The 18098-nt window shown below is 56.8% G+C and carries 21 protein-coding genes; 19 read left to right on the forward strand and 2 right to left on the reverse strand.

Features of this window, described 5'->3' with window-relative positions; all coding sequences use genetic code 11:
- The first annotated feature begins 167 nt into the window (after positions 1-167).
- The 19 genes from EG886_RS04850 to obgE all read left to right on the forward strand — a co-directional run bounded on the left by EG886_RS04850 (position 168) and on the right by obgE (position 16814).
- A complete protein-coding gene (locus EG886_RS04850; RefSeq protein ID WP_124727082.1) occupies positions 168-830 on the forward strand; it encodes an SCO family protein in 663 nt (220 codons plus the stop codon).
- 242 nt (positions 831-1072) lie between these two features.
- Entirely contained in the window at positions 1073-2797 is a 1725-nt protein-coding gene (locus EG886_RS04855; RefSeq protein WP_124727083.1) for a hypothetical protein, read from the forward strand.
- Between the two features lie 206 nt (positions 2798-3003).
- Positions 3004-3774, forward strand: a complete 771-nt coding sequence (locus tag EG886_RS04860) for a class I SAM-dependent methyltransferase (protein ID WP_124727084.1) — start codon at positions 3004-3006, stop codon at positions 3772-3774.
- A 208-nt stretch (positions 3775-3982) separates the two neighbouring features.
- Positions 3983-4726, forward strand: coding sequence for a prepilin peptidase (locus EG886_RS04865; RefSeq protein WP_124727085.1), 744 nt, complete (start codon positions 3983-3985; stop codon positions 4724-4726).
- A gap of 104 nt (positions 4727-4830) precedes the next feature.
- Positions 4831-6039, forward strand: a complete 1209-nt coding sequence (locus tag EG886_RS04870) for an SPOR domain-containing protein (RefSeq protein WP_124727086.1) — start codon at positions 4831-4833, stop codon at positions 6037-6039.
- 214 nt (positions 6040-6253) lie between these two features.
- The gene (locus tag EG886_RS04875) at positions 6254-6865 is read left to right on the forward strand and encodes a Maf family protein (RefSeq protein WP_124727087.1); all 612 of its coding nucleotides are present in this window, start codon (positions 6254-6256) and stop codon (positions 6863-6865) included.
- A gap of 121 nt (positions 6866-6986) precedes the next feature.
- Positions 6987-7622 carry a RadC family protein gene (gene radC / locus EG886_RS04880; protein ID WP_241154419.1) on the forward strand — a complete coding sequence of 212 codons (636 nt, stop codon included), beginning with the start codon at positions 6987-6989 and terminating at the stop codon, positions 7620-7622.
- A 90-nt stretch (positions 7623-7712) separates the two neighbouring features.
- The gene (locus tag EG886_RS04885) at positions 7713-8759 is read left to right on the forward strand and encodes a rod shape-determining protein (RefSeq protein WP_124727089.1); all 1047 of its coding nucleotides are present in this window, start codon (positions 7713-7715) and stop codon (positions 8757-8759) included.
- Between the two features lie 15 nt (positions 8760-8774).
- Positions 8775-9584: a rod shape-determining protein MreC gene (gene mreC / locus EG886_RS04890; protein ID WP_124727090.1), complete on the forward strand. Its 810-nt coding sequence runs from the start codon at positions 8775-8777 to the stop codon at positions 9582-9584.
- 34 nt (positions 9585-9618) lie between these two features.
- Complete coding sequence (gene mreD, locus EG886_RS04895; protein ID WP_164491658.1) at positions 9619-10140, forward strand: rod shape-determining protein MreD; 522 nt, start codon at positions 9619-9621, stop codon at positions 10138-10140.
- Positions 10141-10208: 68 nt separating this feature from the next.
- Positions 10209-10895: a septum site-determining protein MinC gene (locus EG886_RS04900; protein ID WP_241154374.1), complete on the forward strand. Its 687-nt coding sequence runs from the start codon at positions 10209-10211 to the stop codon at positions 10893-10895.
- Positions 10896-10913: 18 nt separating this feature from the next.
- Positions 10914-11708, forward strand: a complete 795-nt coding sequence (gene minD, locus EG886_RS04905) for a septum site-determining protein MinD (protein ID WP_124727092.1) — start codon at positions 10914-10916, stop codon at positions 11706-11708.
- A gap of 133 nt (positions 11709-11841) precedes the next feature.
- On the forward strand, positions 11842-12594 hold the full coding sequence (locus tag EG886_RS04910; protein WP_164491659.1) for a M23 family metallopeptidase: 753 nt from the start codon (positions 11842-11844) through the stop codon (positions 12592-12594).
- The gene (locus EG886_RS04915) at positions 12587-13495 is read left to right on the forward strand and encodes a site-2 protease family protein (protein WP_124727094.1); all 909 of its coding nucleotides are present in this window, start codon (positions 12587-12589) and stop codon (positions 13493-13495) included. Before EG886_RS04910 ends, EG886_RS04915 begins: the two co-directional genes overlap by 8 nt.
- Before the next feature lie 171 nt (positions 13496-13666).
- Entirely contained in the window at positions 13667-13978 is a 312-nt protein-coding gene (rplU, locus tag EG886_RS04920) for a 50S ribosomal protein L21 (RefSeq protein ID WP_124727095.1), read from the forward strand.
- Between the two features lies 1 nt (position 13979).
- Positions 13980-14318, forward strand: a complete 339-nt coding sequence (locus EG886_RS04925) for a ribosomal-processing cysteine protease Prp (RefSeq protein WP_124727096.1) — start codon at positions 13980-13982, stop codon at positions 14316-14318.
- 20 nt (positions 14319-14338) lie between these two features.
- Complete coding sequence (rpmA, locus tag EG886_RS04930) at positions 14339-14647, forward strand: 50S ribosomal protein L27 (RefSeq protein ID WP_124727097.1); 309 nt, start codon at positions 14339-14341, stop codon at positions 14645-14647.
- A gap of 173 nt (positions 14648-14820) precedes the next feature.
- Positions 14821-15507: a Spo0B domain-containing protein gene (locus EG886_RS04935; protein ID WP_164491660.1), complete on the forward strand. Its 687-nt coding sequence runs from the start codon at positions 14821-14823 to the stop codon at positions 15505-15507.
- A 5-nt stretch (positions 15508-15512) separates the two neighbouring features.
- A complete protein-coding gene (gene obgE / locus EG886_RS04940; RefSeq protein ID WP_124728667.1) occupies positions 15513-16814 on the forward strand; it encodes a GTPase ObgE in 1302 nt (433 codons plus the stop codon).
- A 77-nt stretch (positions 16815-16891) separates the two neighbouring features.
- Here the strand turns inward: obgE and EG886_RS04945 are convergent, their stop codons facing one another.
- Both EG886_RS04945 and EG886_RS04950 read right to left on the reverse strand, forming a co-directional pair.
- On the reverse strand, positions 16892-17479 hold the full coding sequence (locus EG886_RS04945; RefSeq protein WP_124727099.1) for an HD domain-containing protein: 588 nt from the start codon (positions 17477-17479) through the stop codon (positions 16892-16894).
- 50 nt (positions 17480-17529) lie between these two features.
- Positions 17530-18000 (reverse strand): NUDIX hydrolase, encoded by a 471-nt coding sequence (locus EG886_RS04950; protein ID WP_124727100.1) that lies wholly within the window; start codon positions 17998-18000, stop codon positions 17530-17532.
- Positions 18001-18098 lie beyond the last annotated feature (98 nt).

Consider the following 18098-nt stretch of genomic DNA (forward strand, 5'->3'; position numbering starts at 1 on the left):
GCGAAGGATCAAGACGGCTTGAGGAGAAAAGTGGGATCCCGCCCGTCGACGTACGGGGGATCCCTTTTTTTCGGCTGCTCCGTTGTGTCAATTCGGTGAACCGTTTCCGGAATCCGTCGCCGTTGTGGTATGGTAAGGGCAGACAAGGATTCGAGGAGGACAGGCAGATGAAGCGGTTGGTTATGGCTCCCGCGGTGCTGGCGGCGACGATGGCGCTGGTGTTGGCCGGATGCGATTCTTCCGGGAAACAGGCCGGACATGAGCATCACGGCACTTCCGAACAGGAAGCTCCGCAAACGACGAACAATGATGTCTCCTCGCTGAACTGGCGAGTTCCTGATTTCACCTTCACCGACCAGGGCGGGAAACCGTTCGGATTGAAAGATCTCAAGGGGAAATTCTGGCTGGCTGACTTCGTGTTCACCCGTTGTCCCGATGTATGTCCCCCGATGACCGCCAACATGGCCCGTGTCCAAGAGCATCTGAAAAAAGCGGGAGTAAGTGTGGAAATCGTCTCTTTCAGTGTCGATCCCGAGTATGACACGCCGGAGCGATTGACCGCTTTTGCCGAAGATCATCAGGCGGATCTTTCCACCTGGCATTTTCTGACCGGATACAAGGTGGAAGAGATTGAAAAGATCGCCATGGAAGCTTTCAAGGGACCCGTCCGGCAGCAGAAGAGCCCCTCACCCGAAGTGCCCATTCTGGTGACGCACCCCACCCAGTTTTACCTGATTGACGATACCGGCAAAGTGGTGCGGTTTTATGACGGTCTGAAGCCGGATCCGGACCGGATTTTGGAAGATGTCAAACAATTGACGGGAAAATGAGTGATCGGCGAACATCGGACTTCCGCGCCGCCTGAGGGCGATGCGGAAGTTTTTTTTGGCGATAAGATCCCCTTCGCCAAAACAGGAACCGTCATCGGTCGCGGGAACGGTTCGTGGTGACGCTTGGTTGTCGTGAATGATTGTGAAATGTTTTTTTCTTTCACCTTCAGATTCCATGGTTGCCATATAATGATCTTGTCGGAAATTTTGATGAAGGCTTCTTGACGGGGGAATGGAAGTACATGGGGAAGAAACGGACGGAGACGAAACAGTGGATCCTGCGCCTGAACGGGCGGGAGACGGAAATTCGGGCCGAGTGGCAAGAGAATGGCGGCACCCTGACGGTGGACGGGAAAGAAATGGAGAAGTGGGAATCCGTCTGGAACCATTTGAACGTGCGTCGAACCGTGCGGGTGGGAGATCATCGGGTGGTGCTTCATCTTTCGAAGGAGACGGAATACGAAGAGTTTGTGGCGGATCTCAGCGTGGACGCCATCTCGGTGACGACCGGGAGGAAAGTGGAGGAGTTGCGGCCCACACCCGTGTACGGCATCGACAAGGTCTGGAACATTCGGTTGAGTGACGGGGAGCATGAAGTTCGTCTGAAACACGCTCGGACGAAAGTGGAGTTGCAGTTTGACGGGCAACTCATGGAAAGATGCCATGTGTGGAGCGGCAGTACGGATCTGCCGATGCGGATCGGGGATCACCGGATCCACGCACGCATTCGTCAAGTGGAAGACGGGCAATATCTGTATCAATTGATCGTGGACGGGTTGGATCAAGACAGCTTGCAATCTGTCGACCCCGTTTCGACCACTCCTCCCGATCAGCTTCGGTTTCGGGCCTGGCATGTGACGCGGGGGGAGCGGATCCACCGGGTGGAGGTTCATTTCGGGGCACTCGGCCGGAGCTTCAAGGTATCGGTGGACGGCCGGCCGGAGACGGCAGTCGGAGGTTTGTTCAAGGAATCCGTGAATTGCATCCCGGTCAGGATCGGCGACTCGGAATGCTTCATCTGCGTGCGGGATACATTTGACGAGAAGAAGGAATGCGATTTGGTGGTGGACGGGAGATTTTTCACCACCGGGGATCCCGTCGGGCATCTGTTGCAGCGGAGAGCTGACGGGATTCGCAGTTGGACGGTGGAATTGGACGGGGCGAGCCGGGAGATCGGGATCGACGCCGGCCGGCTGGAAACCAAGATTCTTTTGGACGGAGAAGTCGTCCATCGGAGAACCTGGCGTGACGTCTTGGCCGGATATACCTGGAACGAAATTCATTACGAATGGTTCCCGCTTCCGCTCGGCACCGGAGAAAGCGGGGTTCTCCTGGATCATCGGATGGGGCGCAGCTGGCGGCTCTACGTGAACGGAACGGATGTGGAAACCGGAAAACGACTTGAATCTTTGAAAGCATTGACGTCCGGGGGAAACATCATCTGGCTGTTTCGCGATTCGGACGGGGCGTTGCAGCAGGTGGTTTTAAAGACCCGGTGGTTCAGACACAGCATCGTCGTGAACGGGAACGTTGTCGGAGAGCTGAATTCGTGGAAAGACCGGGAGAAAACGTTCCGCGTCGGAGCGTGGGAAGCGCGGTTGATCCTTGATGATTCCTTCGCCGACATAGAACTGAAAATCCTGGATCAATCCGTGCAAACGGGCAAACCGGTTGAAGTGTCGGAAGACAGTGCCAAACCGCCAACCGAAACGGGATGGAAGGATCGGATCACCGAAGCGCTGATTGGGGTGTTCCTGTCATTTGCATTGTGGTTGGGGTGGAAACTCATCGGATCTCCCGAGCGCGGGAGTGGCGTGTTTCTTCTCCCGATCGTCTATGTGCTCCCGCGATTGTTCGGGGTGACCACCCTCAGGGGAACCGTATTCTTTTTTGCCGGTTTGTTCGCGTTGTTTTTCGGCGGAAGCTATGTGTATTTTGAATGGATTGAGCCGCTGATGGCCGATTGACGGATGTTGAGCGAACGGAATCTTCCAAAATTGCCGGTCCCTTCTCCTGTGAGTGCCTTTGGACGGCAACGAAACGAAGCAGAAGAAGGATCCGGTTGCAGAGGCGGAAGAGGGATCATTTGCCCCTCTTTCGCTTCTTTTTTTGGGAAAATGGTATAATGAAAATGAAACTTAGTTTCGCTTTATGAAACCGAAGGGGGCGGCGGATGTTGATCAATTTTCACGATCGCGCGAATCGTTTGTCGTATGCCGGGCGAAATGTGGATCCGGCCTGGAGGGGCTTCATGGAGCAAGTGATCGATTGGCGCGGAAAACGGGTCGTGGATATCGGTTGCGGCGGAGGCATTTATACCAAAGAAATGTTGCGTCTCGGCGCCGAACATGTTGTCGGGATTGACTTTTCGGAGGCCATGCTGTCAGTGGCGAAAACGGAACACAAGGGGATTGAATTTCGCAAAGGGGATGCCTGTGACACCGGATTGGTGGCCGGCTCATTTGATCTGGTCTTTTCACGTGCTTTGATCCATCATCTCCGCGATTTGACGGCTTATTTCCGGGAAGTCTTTCGGATTCTCAAACCCGGCGGGATCGTCATGACGCAAAACCGCACAATCGCAGATTGTCAACTGCCGGGGAGTCCCCGGCATCTTCGTGGATATTTTTTCGAAAGGTTCCCCCGCTTGCTGCAAGTGGAGCAAAGCCGGAGACATAGCCATGAGGACGTGGTGCGGGCTTTGCTGGAAACCGGTTTTGCAGGGGTCGTTTGCAAGTCATTCTGGGAAACACGAAAAACCTATGCAACGTTTGATCAGTTTGCCGATGAAATGAGGAACCGGTCAGGCCGGTCGATTTTGCATGAATTGACGGACCGGGAGATCGAGGAACTCATCGGGGATCTCGCGCAAAAAACAGGTACCGCATCTCCCGTCACGGACAGGGATCGTTGGTCAGTCTGGATTGCCGTTCGTCCGGAATGACAAACAACCCCGGCTGCTCTCCGGGGTTGTCCCATTCGTTGTGACCGGGTTTTGCCCACACACCCGGTTTGTCCGGAAAAGGGCGGCGGACCGGGTGTGTGTGGTCACGGGAGCGTGTTCGGTCCGTTGCAGGATTTTCCATGTTCGGCCCGAACCTTTCCGGGAAACGGGGAGCATTTCCCGTCGGTTGGAAGGAAGCGAAGCAAAGATGAGGGAACAGTTGTTGTGGATGATGTTGACCGGTGTGGTGGCCGGGAGATGGATTCCGCCGCTGGCACTGTGGGTGCTTGCCCGGCGGAAAGACGGTTCGGCCGCGGGATTTTCCCGGTGCATGAATGATTGTCCTCTCCGGTTCAAAGGGTGGACCCGGGATTTGTGTCCGGCTTGTTCCAGGGAATTGAATCGCCTTCGTTGGGGAATGACACTCGGTTTGCTTTCATTGACGAACGTGTTGGGGGCGTCGGTCGGGGATCCGTGGGAAAGCTGGTTCCGTCTGCTTCTCGTATGGGTGTTGTGCGTGCTGGTTTTGACCGATGCTTGGGCGATGCTCATCCCGAACGTCGTCACCGTGCCGGCGCTCTTCCTTTTTGCCGCGGTGCGGGCGGTGCTGTCGCCGGAAACGTTTCTCTCCGCCGTCGGGGCGGCGGCGGGTGTGTGGGGAGTCTGCCATCTCATCCAAATCACCGGGGGCGGATTGGGCGGAGGGGACGGAAAGTTGTTGGCTCTGTCCGCGACCGTCATCGGTTGGCCCCACATCCTGTTCGCATTTTGGCTGGGATCGGTCTGTGCGCTTCTCTACCTGTTTTTGTGTCGTTTGGCCGGAAAAAAAGGGGGGTTGAAAGAACCCTTGCCTTTCGCTCCCCATCTGGCCGCCGGTGTGGTGACGGTGATGATCTGGTCCTCCGCCGTGGAACGGTGGTGGTCGACCTGGCTGACCGGAGGGATTTCGTAAGCGGTTTGTCCTCACTCTTGAGCTGATTCAATTTGTTCCGTCCCCTGTTCTATCTCTTGCATCGGATCATAAGCTATATTAGAAGATTTCAGGGGGCGGTTATCATGATGGAACCTCACAAGATGAGCCAGGCGTCCGTCAAAGAGTCCGTCCGGGTGAATGTCCGGGCCAAGGGGATGAACGGCACCGTCCCCGGCGGATCCGGCCTGGTTGTACGGACCGTGAAAAAAGTGGCCAAACCGGGTCCCTCGATCGGACCCGTGACTTTGCGCAAAGAGGACAAGCCCGGGGACGAAAAGAGGATCACGGACCGGGCGATAAACCCGGCCCGTTCCGAGCCGGAGCAAATCCGTGATGACAAGCTTCGGAAAACCCCCGCCATGTGGCTGGAACCGGAAAAGTTGTTCAAGGGAGCGCGCAATGTGATCGAGTGGGGTTCTCCCTCAAACCCATTCAGAACAAAAAGCGGGTCCCTGCGTCCCGTCTCTTCCCGCGTGCTCCAGGTGATCTTTTCCATCTTGGGAGCCGTGTTGCTGGGGATGGCGATGGGGTTCTCGGTGCTCAACCTGTTTTTTGCCGACGATGTGAGCACGCGTTCGCAGCAGTCGATCGACAGTCATTTGCCTCAGCCCTCCAACCCTCCGGAAAATAAGGCGAATGAACAGGAAACTCCCGCAGTGACCACGGTGGAGGAGGAATGGCCGACTTTGCCGGCGGTTCTTCTGCAGGCAGGAAATTTCAACGACCGGGAGCGGGCGAGAAAAATGGTGCAGCAGCTTCGGACCAAGGGATTGGCCGCGGTGATGTCGGAAACGGCTCCCTATCGCATCTTCCTCGGGATCAGTCCCGACAGGGATCAAGCGCTCAAACTTTCCTCCATTTTTCAAAATCAACAGGTGGATGTCTATCTGAAGGAGATGGAACTGGGAGGAAAGTTCCGTACGGACAGTGAAACGGCCGGAAAACTCCGCGCCGTCCTGGAGCGCGGTCACGGGCTGTATACCCGCCTCGGTGCGGCATCGGTTTCGCAAATCCGCCAGGATGGCAAAGCTCCTTCTCCGAGCGCATTCAGTGAGTCGTGGCTTGCGGAGTACCGGACGTTTGTCACGGAGTATCAGGGATTGGCAAAAGCGTTGCCGGCAGCGGCAAAGGGACCCGTCGAAGAGATGGTGCGGGCGTTGGACCAAGCGGTGCAGAGCGGAGACGAAGTGAGACGTCATCCGAGTCAGGCGCTTTTGTGGCAAACCCAGGAAGGATTGGTCCGGTACGTGTTGGCGTATGAAAAGCTTCATCACGCACTCGGCATCCGGTGATTGCCGGATTTGACGAACATGGAATGCTTCAACAACATTCGCCCTGAATTGCCAAAATTCTCTTGTTGACAAGGGGTTCATTTGCTAAACTGAAAGTGTTCTTGCCGAACGGGCACCTCTCGGGGGTGCTCTTTTCCGTGGCAGGAGATGCATGTGTTTCCAAACATTGGTGATACTATCCGTCGTACTTGTCGGATTTGAAAGAGGGATGATGATGCGACCGGAGCTGGTGCTTGCATCCGGTTCTCCGCGCAGAAGGGAACTCCTGTCCGGGCTGGGGCTTTCGTTCCGGGTGATGACCAGTCAGGCGGATGAAGAGCTCGGCCGTCCCATGAAACCGGAAGAAGCCGTGGAAGAGTTGGCGCTTCGGAAAGCGCGGGCGGTGGCGTCCCAATGCGTTGACGCCTTGGTCATCGGTGCGGACACCGTGGTGGTTCACGAACGGGAGTTGCTGGGCAAGCCGAAAGATGCCTCCCATGCCGCGGACATGTTGCGAAAACTTTCCGGCCACACACACCAAGTGGTTTCCGGAATCGCCCTGGTTTTGGTCGAAGACGGAGCCGTGAAGCGGGAGATCGCCGGACACCGGGTGACGGAAGTGACGATGCGCCGTTTGTCCGAACGTCACATCGATTGGTATGTCGGAACGGGTGAGCCGTTGGACAAGGCGGGAGCCTACGGCATCCAGGGGAAGGCGGCTTGCTTCATCGAAAAAATCAACGGGGATTATTTCAATGTGGTGGGGATGTCCCCGGCATTGTTGGATGAATTGATGGAGCGAATGGGCTTCATGATGGTGCGTGATTTCGCGAAAGCACGGGACTGAAGGCATCCGGCCGAACCGGTGAATGGAGTGGAGTGGCGAGGGAGGATGCAGATTGGGAGATCATGCGAAATCTTGCTTGCTCATCCGGGACGTTCCCGAGGAGGAGCGTCCCAGAGAGCGGATGATCCGATGTGGAGCCGCTTCGCTTTCCAATTCCGAACTGGTGGCACTTCTGCTTCGCACGGGCAGCACCGGGGAATCGGTGATGGCGCTTGCCCAACGGCTGATTGCGACGGCGGGCGGAATCAAAGGGCTGAGCCGGTTGTCGCTGCAGGAACTGACACGGATCCGCGGAGTCGGCATGGCGAAAGCGATCCAGGTTCTGGCGGGCATCGAACTGGGAAGACGGATTTCCCGGCTTTCCCCCGAAGAGCGCTTTCCGGTTCGCACACCGGAGGATGCCGCCCGTTACGTCATGGATGAATTGCGCTTCGAACAACAGGAACTGTTTGTTTGTCTGTTTCTGGACACCCGCTACAGGGTCATCGACAAAAAGGTGATCTTCAAAGGCAGTCTCAACGCATCGATCGTTCACCCCCGCGAAATCTTCCATGAAGCCATCCGCCACAGTGCAGCCGCCATCATCTGCGTTCACAACCATCCCAGCGGAGACCCTGCTCCTTCCAAAGAGGACCTTGACGTCACGGTCCGAATCCTGGAGGCCGGTCGCATCTTGGGAATTGAACTGCTGGATCACTTGATCATCGGTGATTCCAGTTGGTACAGCATGAAAGAAAAAGGACTGATCCCGGAATGATTTCATTCATCGACTTGCGTGAAAACCAAGTTCGATGTCGAACGGCATCCGGGGGTATCAAGTCGTTTCCGGATAAAAGGGGGACCGGGCATGTTTGGCGGGTTTTCGAAAGACTTGGGCATCGATTTGGGAACGGCCAACTCGTTGGTCTACCTGAAAGGGCAGGGGATCATCGTCCGTGAGCCGTCCGTGGTGGCCGTGGATGTTCACAACGATGAAATCAAGGCGGTGGGCAATGCGGCCAAGCGGATGATCGGAAGGACACCGGGAAACATCGTGGCCGTTCGCCCGCTGAAAGACGGCGTCATCGCCGATTACAACAAGACGCTCTGCATGATCGAATATTTCATCAGACAGGCGATCAACACCAAAAAAATGCTGTTGCCTCGTCGGCCCAACGTGATGGTGTGCATCCCTTCCGGAGTCACCCAACCGGAAAAGAGAGCGGTCGAAGAAGCCACCCTGGGCGCGGGGGCGAAAGAGGCTTTTATGATCGAAGAGCCTTTCGCCGCGGCCATCGGGGCGGGGCTTCCGGTGTGGGAGCCGACCGGCAGCATGGTGGTGGACATCGGCGGAGGCACCACCGAAGTGGCCGTCATTTCGTTGGGAGGCATCGTCACCGCCAAATCGCTCCGGGTGGCGGGAGACAAAATGGATGAAGCCATCATCCAGTACATTCGCCGTAAATTCAATCTGTTGATCGGGGAGCGCACCGCGGAAATCCTGAAGGTTGAAATCGGGTCTGCGATCCCGGACGACGAGGATACGAAACGGGAAATCAAGGGGCGCGACATGGTGAGCGGATTGCCGCGCATGGTGACAATCACTTCCAGGGACATCGCCGAAGCTCTTTCCGAAACCGTCGAGGCGATCATCAATTCAGTCAAGCGGACACTGGAAGAAACTCCTCCGGAACTGGCGGCCGACATATTGGACAGGGGAATCGTCCTGACAGGGGGAGGAGCCCTGCTGCGCAATTTGGACCGGCGATTGGCGGAAGAAACGAAGATTCCGGTGCACGTGGCGGACAACCCGCTGGATTGTGTGGCCGTGGGCACCGGTGCGGCACTCGAGCATCTGGACATGCTCAAGCCCCGGACCGGACAGGCGCTCCGCTTCAGAAGACGCCGCTTCTGACAGGGGGGAGTGACGATGCTCCGCCCCGTCACCCATCGCTTGCTTCTTTTGGTGTGTACGGTTCTCCTTGTGTTCATCACCGTGGAAATGACCCGCGGAGATCGTTCCTTGACCGGTCCGGAATCCTGGATCAAAGAGATGGTCGGGACGATTCAGGGATGGCTTTCCGCCCCCGTCGGATGGGTCGCTTCATCCGAGCTCCACGAAGACCGTCCGGCAAACGAGGCGGAATTGCTCCGGCTCAAGGCGCGGATCCGCGAGTTGGAACGGGAAAACAGGGAGCTCAAACGGCTGATCGGTTTTCGCGAGGAACGGGGAATCGAAGCCATTCCCTCCCGGGTGATTTACCGGAATCCCGACCGCTGGACCGGACGGATCACGATCAACCGTGGAAAAAAGGACGGGATTCGGGAGAAAATGCCGGTGGTGACGGCGGACGGGCTGATCGGAAGGGTGCAGTCGGTCACGAACGCCACGGCTGACGTCCGGCTGTTGACGGACAGCGGGGACGGACCGGGAATCGCCGCCGTCATTCAGACCGAAAATCAAGAGGATGTGTTGGGAATCATTGAAGGACATGATCCGGGAAAAGGTTGCCTGATCATGAGAAAAGTCCCCGTCACGGCGGAGCCACGCCGCGGCGACATCGTGGTCACTTCGGAATTGTCGGAAATGTTTCCGGGCGGGCTTCTGATCGGCCGGGTCGAATCGGTGTCACCGGGATCCCTCGGAGCGGAAAAGACGGTTTGCGTCAAACCTGCGGCTTCATTCGAAGGTCTGCGCATGGTCATGGTGGTGCGCGACCCCGACAAACTCCTTCAATGAATGGAGAGATCCTCAAGAGGGAGGGGAAACCCGAGTGATTCCGAGATTGGCTCTCTTCCTTTTTTTCGTGTTTCTGTTGGAGGGTTCCCTGGCGGTGTGGCTGCTCCCCCAGACATGGGGGAGCCCTTTTGTCGTCATGCCGCAGTGGGTTCTTCCCGGAATCGTTGCCGCGGCCGAAGATTTGGATGAACGCGCGTTGATGTTGACCGGAGCGGGGTTCGGCCTGTTGCACGACATCGTTTACGGGCCGGCCATCGGCATTCACGCGTTTTGTACCGGAGCGGCTGCTTGGCTGTCCGCCAAGGCTGCCCGCGAATTTCCTCCGGTCGGGTGGTTGACCGGACTCACCGCGGCGTCCGTGTTGTTCGTCTGGTTTCTGATGGTCTACGGATGGATGGTGTTGTTCGGATTCACCGCCGTTTCGTTTGATGAAGCGCTTTTCTTTCACATCATGCCATCCGTGCTCTTTGATGCGGTCACGGGTTATCCCGTCTCCAAGGGTGTTTCGATGCTTCTTCCCGGCAAGCGGAATCTCCCGATTCAGCTGTTCCGCTGAGGAGCTGGAAAGAGAAGGAAATGAATGGCCGAAGGCGAAATCTTTTTGGTGAGGCGGGTGACAAAAGCATGGGAAAAGTGATGAAACCGGGCGTAACCATCAAGGGGACCAGGGAAGGGCTCACATTTTATCTCGATGACGCCCGACCGTTTCCCAACGTGCTTGAAGAGCTCAAACACAAGCTGGAAAACCGCCATGCAGCCTCCATTTGGGACGGCCCGGAGATGAAAGTGGTCATCAAGTTGGGAACACGAAAGATCACGCGGGCCGAAGAGACACAGGTTCGTGAACTCTTCTCCATCCGCAAGAATCTCATCATTCATCGCTTTGAGACCGACTCGGGGGATTATTTGCAGGAATCGGGGACGTCCGGCATTCGCATCAAAGTGGGGACCGTCCGGTCCGGTCAGGTGCTCACCCACTCGGGAGACCTTTTGTTCATGGGAGATGTCAACCCCGGGGGAACCATCAAAAGCACCGGAAGCATCTATGTCTTGGGAGCGCTGAGGGGATTGGCCCATGCAGGAATGGACGGGGATGCATCCGCCATTATCGTCGCTTCCGTGTTTCGGCCCACCCAGCTCCGGATTGCCGACGCCATTTCCCGTCCGCCGGACGAATGGGATGAATCGGATGTGGGCATGAAGTACGCGTTCAAGGAAGGGGACGCGATCATCGTCGAGCGCATCCAGCATCTCGCCCGGGTGAGACCCGAGTTTGAATGGAAAGACAACAGAAAGCGTTTCTTTCTATAGAGAAAGGGAGGGACCCCCATGGGGGAAAGCATCGTCATCACTTCGGGGAAAGGCGGCGTCGGAAAGTCGACCACTTCGGTCAACATCGGCACGGCACTCGCGCTCACGGGGAAAAAAGTCTGTCTGGTGGATACGGATATCGGACTGAGGAACCTGGATGTCCTCCTGGGACTGGAAAACCGGATCATCTATGATTTGGTGGACGTGGTGGAAAAGCGATGCAAGATTCAGCAGGCCCTGATCAAGGACAAGCGCTGTGAAGAACTGTCTCTGCTCCCCGCTGCCCAAACCCGTGACAAAAGTTCCGTGTCGGCCAGTGACATCCGTTGGTTGATCGCCGAGTTGAAAGAAGAATTCGATTATGTGATCATCGACTGTCCCGCGGGGATCGAACAAGGTTTCAAAAATGCGCTGGCAGGAGCCGATCAGGCCATCGTCGTGGCGACTCCGGAGAACACCTCGATTCGTGACGCCGACCGGGTGATCGGGCTTCTGGAACAGCTGACCACCTCTGCACCGAAGCTGATCGTCAACCGATTCCGCCGGAAAATGGCGAAAGACGGCGGAATGATGGATGTGGATGAGGTGGTGGCGGTGTTGGCCATTGACCTTCTCGGCGTGATTCCCGACGATGAACAGGTCATTCGTTCCGGCAATCTCGGGGAGCCGATTGTCTACGACAACCGCAGTCTGGCAGGTCGGGCCTTTCGCAACATTTCCCGCCGGATTCAGGGAGAAATGGTTCCGCTCATGACACAGGACCAGGATTTCGGCATTGTGAACCGGATGAAACGTTGGCTGGGATTTGCGTGAGTTCTTTCATACATAACACCCCGGAATCCGGGAGCTCGCCCCGGTTCATTCCGGGGTTCGTTTTTTTTCGTGCATACCTTGTCCTTCCCGGTCATATCTTGGAATGGAATCATCGGACAAACAGGTGATGCGGATGACCAGGCACTGGAGTGAAAACAACAAACGAAGACGTCGGGAGAAAATTCGCCGGATCCGCGAAGGGATTCCGATCCCGGCGGACGGGGGATGGACGTTGGATGTGGCCGGTTCGGGCGATCAGGTGCCATGGAATCGGAGTCAGCCTGGATCCGGAAGATCGGTGGCAAACAGGCTTTTGAAGCAAGGAGTCGGAGCGGCGACGCTGTTTGTGTTGACGCTGATGCTGTTCAGCTCCTCTTCTCCGGCCTTGCAGCCGATGGAGGCGTTTGTCCGTGAAGTGATGACCCGGGATTTCAACTTTGCGGGAGCCGGTCAGTGGGTCAAGAGGGTCACGGGAGGGGCTGAAGGGATTCTGCCCGCGTTCCGTCCGTCCAAGGAAAGTTCCGGAGCAAAGATTTCTTGGTCGGCTCCCGCGAAGGGATCCGTCGCGCTCCCTTTTGACAACAAAAGGAAGGGCGTGGTGATTCGCATTCATTCCGGGAATCGGGTGGAAACCGCCGCGGAAGGATGGGTGGTGTTTTCCGGAGTGAAGGAAGGCCTGGGGAACACGGTGATCGTCCGGCATGCCGGAGGGACGGAAACATGGTACGGTTGGCTGGAAAACACACCGGTTCGGGAGAACGACTGGGTCAAGGCGGGACAGTCGATCGGACAGGCCAAGGAGACGGGCGGACAGACACTTTTGTATTTCGCCGTCAAAAAGGACGGGAATTTCATCAACCCGACGAGCGTGATTTCGTTTGAATGATTTCCCCTGGAAAGGAACGAGACTCCGGATTCACCCACTCTTTTGGTTGGTGATTGCCTTCTCCGTCTGGACCGGCCGGTTTGTGGAGGTGCTCACCTGGTTTGTGCTCGTCGTCATTCACGAGCTTGGACATGTGACGGCCGCGGTATCGTTCGGTTGGAGAATCGGGGAGGTGACCCTTCTCCCGTTCGGGGGCGTGGCAAACACGGAGGAGTGGGGCACCGTTCCTTCCCGCGAGGAATTGGCCGTGGCTTTGGCCGGACCGTTTCATCATGTGATCATGGTGGCCGTCAGCTGGATCTTTTATTCAGGGGGGCTGTGGAGCCGGGAGTGGACCGAGTATTTCATTCAATGCAATCTGTGGCTTGCCGGATTCAATCTGCTTCCCGTTTGGCCGCTGGACGGCGGACGAATCCTGCTCGCGATCCTCGGATGGGGAATGCCTTACCGGCTGGCGATTTCCGTCGTGTACGGGACGGGGTTCCTTTTGTCCGCGGTGCTTCTGCTCATCGCGCTGCTTTCCGGAGAGTCCGTCCACTTGTCGCTCGCCGTCATTGCCTTGTTCCTTTTGGGGTCCAATATCGGCGGCTACCGGAAACGTTCCATTCAGTTCATGAGGTTTTTGCTTCATCGACACGCCTTCGGCGTCCCCGGTTCCGCCCGGCCCCACGAACTCTTCCTGTGCGGAACGGATTCGCTCAAAAAGGTCGTTCATGCGTTTTACAAGGAACGATATCACATGATTCGCGTGAAAGACCGCTCCGGAAAGGAGATCGGTTTGATTCCGGAGGAAAAAGTGTTGGATGCCTATTTTCTCGGTGGAAGGCCCGGGGATTTCCACGGTCGGATCCCGAATGGAAAAAAACGGACGGGGACGGATGGAACGAATCGGAGATCCTGAAAAGGAGACGGCGGATTTCCGATCCGCGGTTTCCTTTTTCTTTTTTTGACAATCGACGACCGATGTGCTAAGATGTCTGTTGTGGTTCGTCACCGCTCACGTCGGGGCTTCAAACCGGCCGGACGGCCGTCCCTGAACGTGGCGAGTCTCTGCACAGAGGGAGGATTGACAATGTACGCTGTAATCGAAACCGGTGGCAAACAGTATCGCGTGGAGAAGGGCAGCGTTCTCTACATTGAGAAGCTGGCCGCGCAGGAAGGCGAGACCGTCACTTTTGACAAGGTTCTGCTCGTCGGCAAGGAAGACGGAACCAAAGTGGGCTCTCCGCTCGTGGAGGGTGCGAAAGTGACCGCCAAAGTCGTGAAACACGGCAAAGGCAAAAAAATCATCGTCTTCAAGTACAAACCGAAAAAGAACTACAAGCGCAAGCAAGGTCATCGCCAACCGTTCACCAAAGTCGTGATTGAAGGCATCGAAGCCTGACATGATCAAGATTCGTGTGGAACGGGATCGCGGGGGTCGACTCACCCGCGTACTCATCACGGGACATGCGGATTTTGATGAACACGGACGGGATATTCTCTGTGCGGCCGTATCGGGGCTCTCCATCGGACTGGTCAATGCCATCGAAACGATGTTCGGCGTGCGTGTCCATGCGGACGACGACGCTCCGGGAAAACTGGATTGCCGGCTTTCGCCGTCCGTTGACCCGGAGAAGGCGGAGAAGATCCGTCTGATCATGGAGGCCATGGTCGTCGCACTTCGCAATATGGCGGATGAATATCCGGATCATGTGACGATATACGAACGACATTCCGACTGAACAAAGTGAGGTGGAGAACGATGCTGAAGCTGAACCTTCAATATTTTGCTTCCAAAAAAGGGGTCGGCTCCACGAAGAACGGCCGTGACAGCATTTCCAAACGCCTCGGCGTGAAACGCGGAGACGGTCAATTCGTGTTGGCCGGCAACATCCTGGTGCGTCAGCGCGGCACGAAGATCCATCCGGGTCTGAACGTTGGCCGCGGCGGAGACGACACCCTGTACGCAAAAGTGGACGGCGTTGTCCGCTTTGAAAGCTTCGGTCGCAACAAAAAGCGCGTGAGCATCTACCCGGTGGCTCAAAACGAAGTCGCCGCCGCTCAAGCCTGAGTGACCGATTGAACAAGCCCCGGTCTGATACCGGGGTTTTTCATTTTTGAAAAAATACTGTAAAATGAGGTCGAGCCTACATACACACAGGATGGGAGAGATCGATGGTGTGGCGAGACCTCTTTCGCCATGGGAGGCCCTTTGTTCCGCTTCTTTTGGTGATGGCCGGGGGAATGGCGCAGCCCTGGGGCCTCGCGGGGGCGATCCCGTTTTTTGTCGCCTCGCTGGTTTTGCTGGCTGTCGGGATTCGCTCTTTGCAAAAGCGCTGGCGGGAAGAGTCCGTCGAGGAAGAGGCCGCGCGGCTGAAACAGTTTATCAGTCGTCAACGGCATGATTGGATGAACCATGTCCAGGTCCTGCTTGGGTATCTTTCCCTGGACAAGCGGGATCGGATCAAGGAATATCTGGAAAATTTGGCCGAACATGCCGGCAAGGAACGCATGGCCTCCGAGTGTACATATCCTCCGCTCGCGGTCACGCTCACCACGTTGCAGTATCGCGAGTGGCAGCGGCAGGTTCAGTTGGCTCTGGAGGCCCCGCTGTCGTTCATGAAACGGGAAGATGAAATCCGGCTATGCCGGATTCTGGAACGGGTGATTCCCTGGTTGGAACAGACGCTCAAAACGGAAACGGATCCCGGTCCTCTCCGGGTGACGGCGGTCCGTGAACCGCAGGCCGCCGTTCTTCTGATGGAAGTGGACGGGGGAACCGATCCGCTTCACTCCCTGCACACACGGTCGCATGAGTGGGGGAGACTGAGGGAAGATATGAAAGAATTCAGGGGTGACATTCGTCTCCTCACAAACGGACGGGGAATCGAGATCCGGTGTCCGTTCAGCCGGAATCGTGCAGGCAGGTGAACCAAGTGTTTGTCGACAAGGTGAAAGTGTATGTCAAAGGCGGTGACGGCGGAAACGGCATGGTGGCTTTCCGCCGTGAAAAATATGTTCCCATGGGCGGCCCCGCGGGCGGCGACGGAGGACGGGGCGGAAACGTGGTGTTTGTCGTCAATGAAGGACTTCGGACGTTGATGGATTTCCGTTATCAGCGTCATTTCAAGGCGCCCCGTGGTGAAAACGGCAAACCCAAATCCATGCACGGGGCGGCGGGAGAAGATCTGGTGGTCAAGGTACCGCCTGGAACGGTCGTCCGTGACGCAGATACCGGGGAGCTGATCGCCGATCTGGTGGAACACGGACAACGCGCGATCATCGCGAAGGGCGGACGCGGTGGCCGGGGCAATTGCCGGTTTGCCACTCCCGTCAATCCGGCTCCCGAAATCGCCGAGAACGGAGAACCCGGTCAAGAGCGTTGGGTCGAGTTGGAACTGAAACTGCTTGCGGACGTCGGACTGATCGGCTATCCGAGCGTGGGCAAATCCACGCTCCTGTCGGTGGTATCAGCGGCCCGGCCGAAAATCGGTGCTTACCATTTCACCACCCTTACTCCCAACCTGGGAGTGGTGCAGGTGGAAGACGGCCGAAGCTTCGTCATGGCCGACCTTCCCGGGCTGATTGAAGGCGCGCATCAGGGAGTGGGGCTGGGGCACCAGTTTTTGCGGCATGTGGAACGGACCCGTGTCTTGGTGCATGTGGTGGACATGGCCGGTTCGGAGGGACGTGATCCCTTTGATGACTGGGTGAAAATCAACGAAGAATTGCGCCTGTACCGGGAAGATCTTGCAAACCGTCCGCAAATCGTCGCGGCCAACAAGATGGATCTGCCCGATGCAATGGAGCAGTTGGCCATGTTCCGAGAGCAAGTGGGCCCCGAAGTCCAGGTGATTCCCATCTCCGCGGCCACCCGGCAAGGGATCCGGGAGCTCCTGTTTGCCGTGGCCGATCTGCTTGACAAGGTGGATCAGGAAGAAAAAGAGGCACCCCTGCAGCCCGAACGTTCCACCGACCGCAAAATATATCGCAGCGAGGAAAAACCGCCTTTCACCATCCGACGGGAGAACGAATACTGGATCGTCGAGGGAGAACGGGTGGAAAAACTGGTGCAGCTCACCAACTTCAATTACTACGACAGTGTTCTTCGCTTCGCGCGGACGTTGAGAAAAATGGGCGTGGAAGATGCCCTTCGCGCCGCCGGGGCCAAGGAAGGCGATTCCGTGGCCATCCTGGACCGCGTGTTTGAGCTGACGGACGATCTGGGCGATGAGTGACCATAAGCAAGAAAACGGAAACGGACGGTTGTGGGTCCCCGAGGTCAGGGAATTTCGCACAACCGTCCGTTTCTTGTTTATCGAACGAACAGGCCGTTCACACGTCGGATGGTCTCTTCATAAACGGGCCGGTGTTTCACCATGAACCGGCTCACCGGGTGATCCGGTCCGTACCGGTCGACCACTTCCCGAACGCGTTCATCAAGGGTAAACCGCTCTCCGACGGGAGAGGTATGCAAGTCGCAATAGGTGACCAGATCGATGAACAGACGGTCCCGCTGATTCAGCCGGGAGGCATTCTTCAGATAGACGGGATAAAGGTTCGGACGGGTCAGTCTGGCCTGGTCATCGGCGCATGAATGGAACAACACCGTCGCCACCACCGACTTGGAAAATCCACGTTCCCGGGCGAAAACGGCTCCATCCAGCGGATGAAACCGGTGACCGGCCAATTCCGGGGCATACCCGATGTCATGCAGCAGGCAAGCGGTGACCAGTTCTTCCTTCCACGAACGGGGAAGATCCAATCGGGGGAACACCTCTTCCATGCAGCGGGCCACCCCAAGAATGTGTCGATACCGGGGAGAGTTCTCCGGAAGAAAACGGGACAACTCGTCCGACTCAAAGGCGAGGGAAGGATCCCCCGGGTGGCCGAGCAGATTCATGTGCCATCCTCTCCTTGCGCTACCACGCTCTCCATGTCAGGGGTGTTTGCTCATCGAATGAAAGACCGCTCCCGATTGGCGAAAAAGTCTTCAAGTCGGATCCGCTGGGCGGGATGAAGATCCATCTGCAGAATTTCCTCCCGCGTGAACAGTTCCACACGGGTGGATTCCGGACTGATCCTTTTTTCTCCGCCAATGATGTTGCAATGGAAACAAATGGAGAATTGCTGTCGGACTTCACCGTCTGAGTATGCGATGACATGATGGGGATCGGTGTAAATGCCGATGCATTTTTCCACCACAACGTCAAATCCGGTTTCCTCTTTCACTTCACGGATGATGGTTTGTTCAATGGATTCCCCGACATCCATGGCGCCGCCCGGAAGGGACCAGAGATGGTTGTCGCTCCGTTTGTGGAGGACAATCCGCCCTTGATCATCCGTGACCACCGCGGATGCGGCGGGGACCAACGAGTTGGGTTTCGGCGCGTCCGGTTGGTGCCAGTAATCTTTTCGAGCCATTTGGAGCACCTCCGATTTGCGTCTGATAAATCGAAATATTGACTCGACGGCGGAAAATCGTTCAATGTTCCGGTTTCGTTTCTGGGAGGACCTTTTCC

The sequence above is a fragment of the Staphylospora marina genome (genome assembly GCF_003856495.1).
In the GTDB taxonomy this organism is placed as follows: Bacteria; Bacillota; Bacilli; order Thermoactinomycetales; family Thermoactinomycetaceae; genus Staphylospora; species Staphylospora marina.

What these genes read in the sequence shown, in the direction of transcription:
- EG886_RS04850 (WP_124727082.1), top strand. Translation starts at nt 168, where the DNA reads ATGAAGCGGTTGGTTATGGCTCCCGCGGTGCTGGCGGCGACGATGGCG.
- EG886_RS04855 (WP_124727083.1), top strand. Translation starts at nt 1,073, where the DNA reads ATGGGGAAGAAACGGACGGAGACGAAACAGTGGATCCTGCGCCTGAAC.
- EG886_RS04860 (WP_124727084.1), top strand. Translation starts at nt 3,004, where the DNA reads ATGTTGATCAATTTTCACGATCGCGCGAATCGTTTGTCGTATGCCGGG.
- EG886_RS04865 (WP_124727085.1), top strand. Translation starts at nt 3,983, where the DNA reads ATGAGGGAACAGTTGTTGTGGATGATGTTGACCGGTGTGGTGGCCGGG.
- EG886_RS04870 (WP_124727086.1), top strand. Translation starts at nt 4,831, where the DNA reads ATGATGGAACCTCACAAGATGAGCCAGGCGTCCGTCAAAGAGTCCGTC.
- EG886_RS04875 (WP_124727087.1), top strand. Translation starts at nt 6,254, where the DNA reads ATGCGACCGGAGCTGGTGCTTGCATCCGGTTCTCCGCGCAGAAGGGAA.
- radC (WP_241154419.1), top strand. Translation starts at nt 6,987, where the DNA reads ATGATCCGATGTGGAGCCGCTTCGCTTTCCAATTCCGAACTGGTGGCA.
- EG886_RS04885 (WP_124727089.1), top strand. Translation starts at nt 7,713, where the DNA reads ATGTTTGGCGGGTTTTCGAAAGACTTGGGCATCGATTTGGGAACGGCC.
- mreC (WP_124727090.1), top strand. Translation starts at nt 8,775, where the DNA reads ATGCTCCGCCCCGTCACCCATCGCTTGCTTCTTTTGGTGTGTACGGTT.
- EG886_RS04900 (WP_241154374.1), top strand. Translation starts at nt 10,209, where the DNA reads ATGGGAAAAGTGATGAAACCGGGCGTAACCATCAAGGGGACCAGGGAA.
- minD (WP_124727092.1), top strand. Translation starts at nt 10,914, where the DNA reads ATGGGGGAAAGCATCGTCATCACTTCGGGGAAAGGCGGCGTCGGAAAG.
- EG886_RS04910 (WP_164491659.1), top strand. Translation starts at nt 11,842, where the DNA reads ATGACCAGGCACTGGAGTGAAAACAACAAACGAAGACGTCGGGAGAAA.
- rplU (WP_124727095.1), top strand. Translation starts at nt 13,667, where the DNA reads ATGTACGCTGTAATCGAAACCGGTGGCAAACAGTATCGCGTGGAGAAG.
- EG886_RS04925 (WP_124727096.1), top strand. Translation starts at nt 13,980, where the DNA reads ATGATCAAGATTCGTGTGGAACGGGATCGCGGGGGTCGACTCACCCGC.
- rpmA (WP_124727097.1), top strand. Translation starts at nt 14,339, where the DNA reads ATGCTGAAGCTGAACCTTCAATATTTTGCTTCCAAAAAAGGGGTCGGC.
- EG886_RS04935 (WP_164491660.1), top strand. Translation starts at nt 14,821, where the DNA reads ATGGCGCAGCCCTGGGGCCTCGCGGGGGCGATCCCGTTTTTTGTCGCC.
- EG886_RS04945 (WP_124727099.1), bottom strand. Translation starts at nt 17,479, where the DNA reads ATGAATCTGCTCGGCCACCCGGGGGATCCTTCCCTCGCCTTTGAGTCG.
- EG886_RS04950 (WP_124727100.1), bottom strand. Translation starts at nt 18,000, where the DNA reads ATGGCTCGAAAAGATTACTGGCACCAACCGGACGCGCCGAAACCCAAC.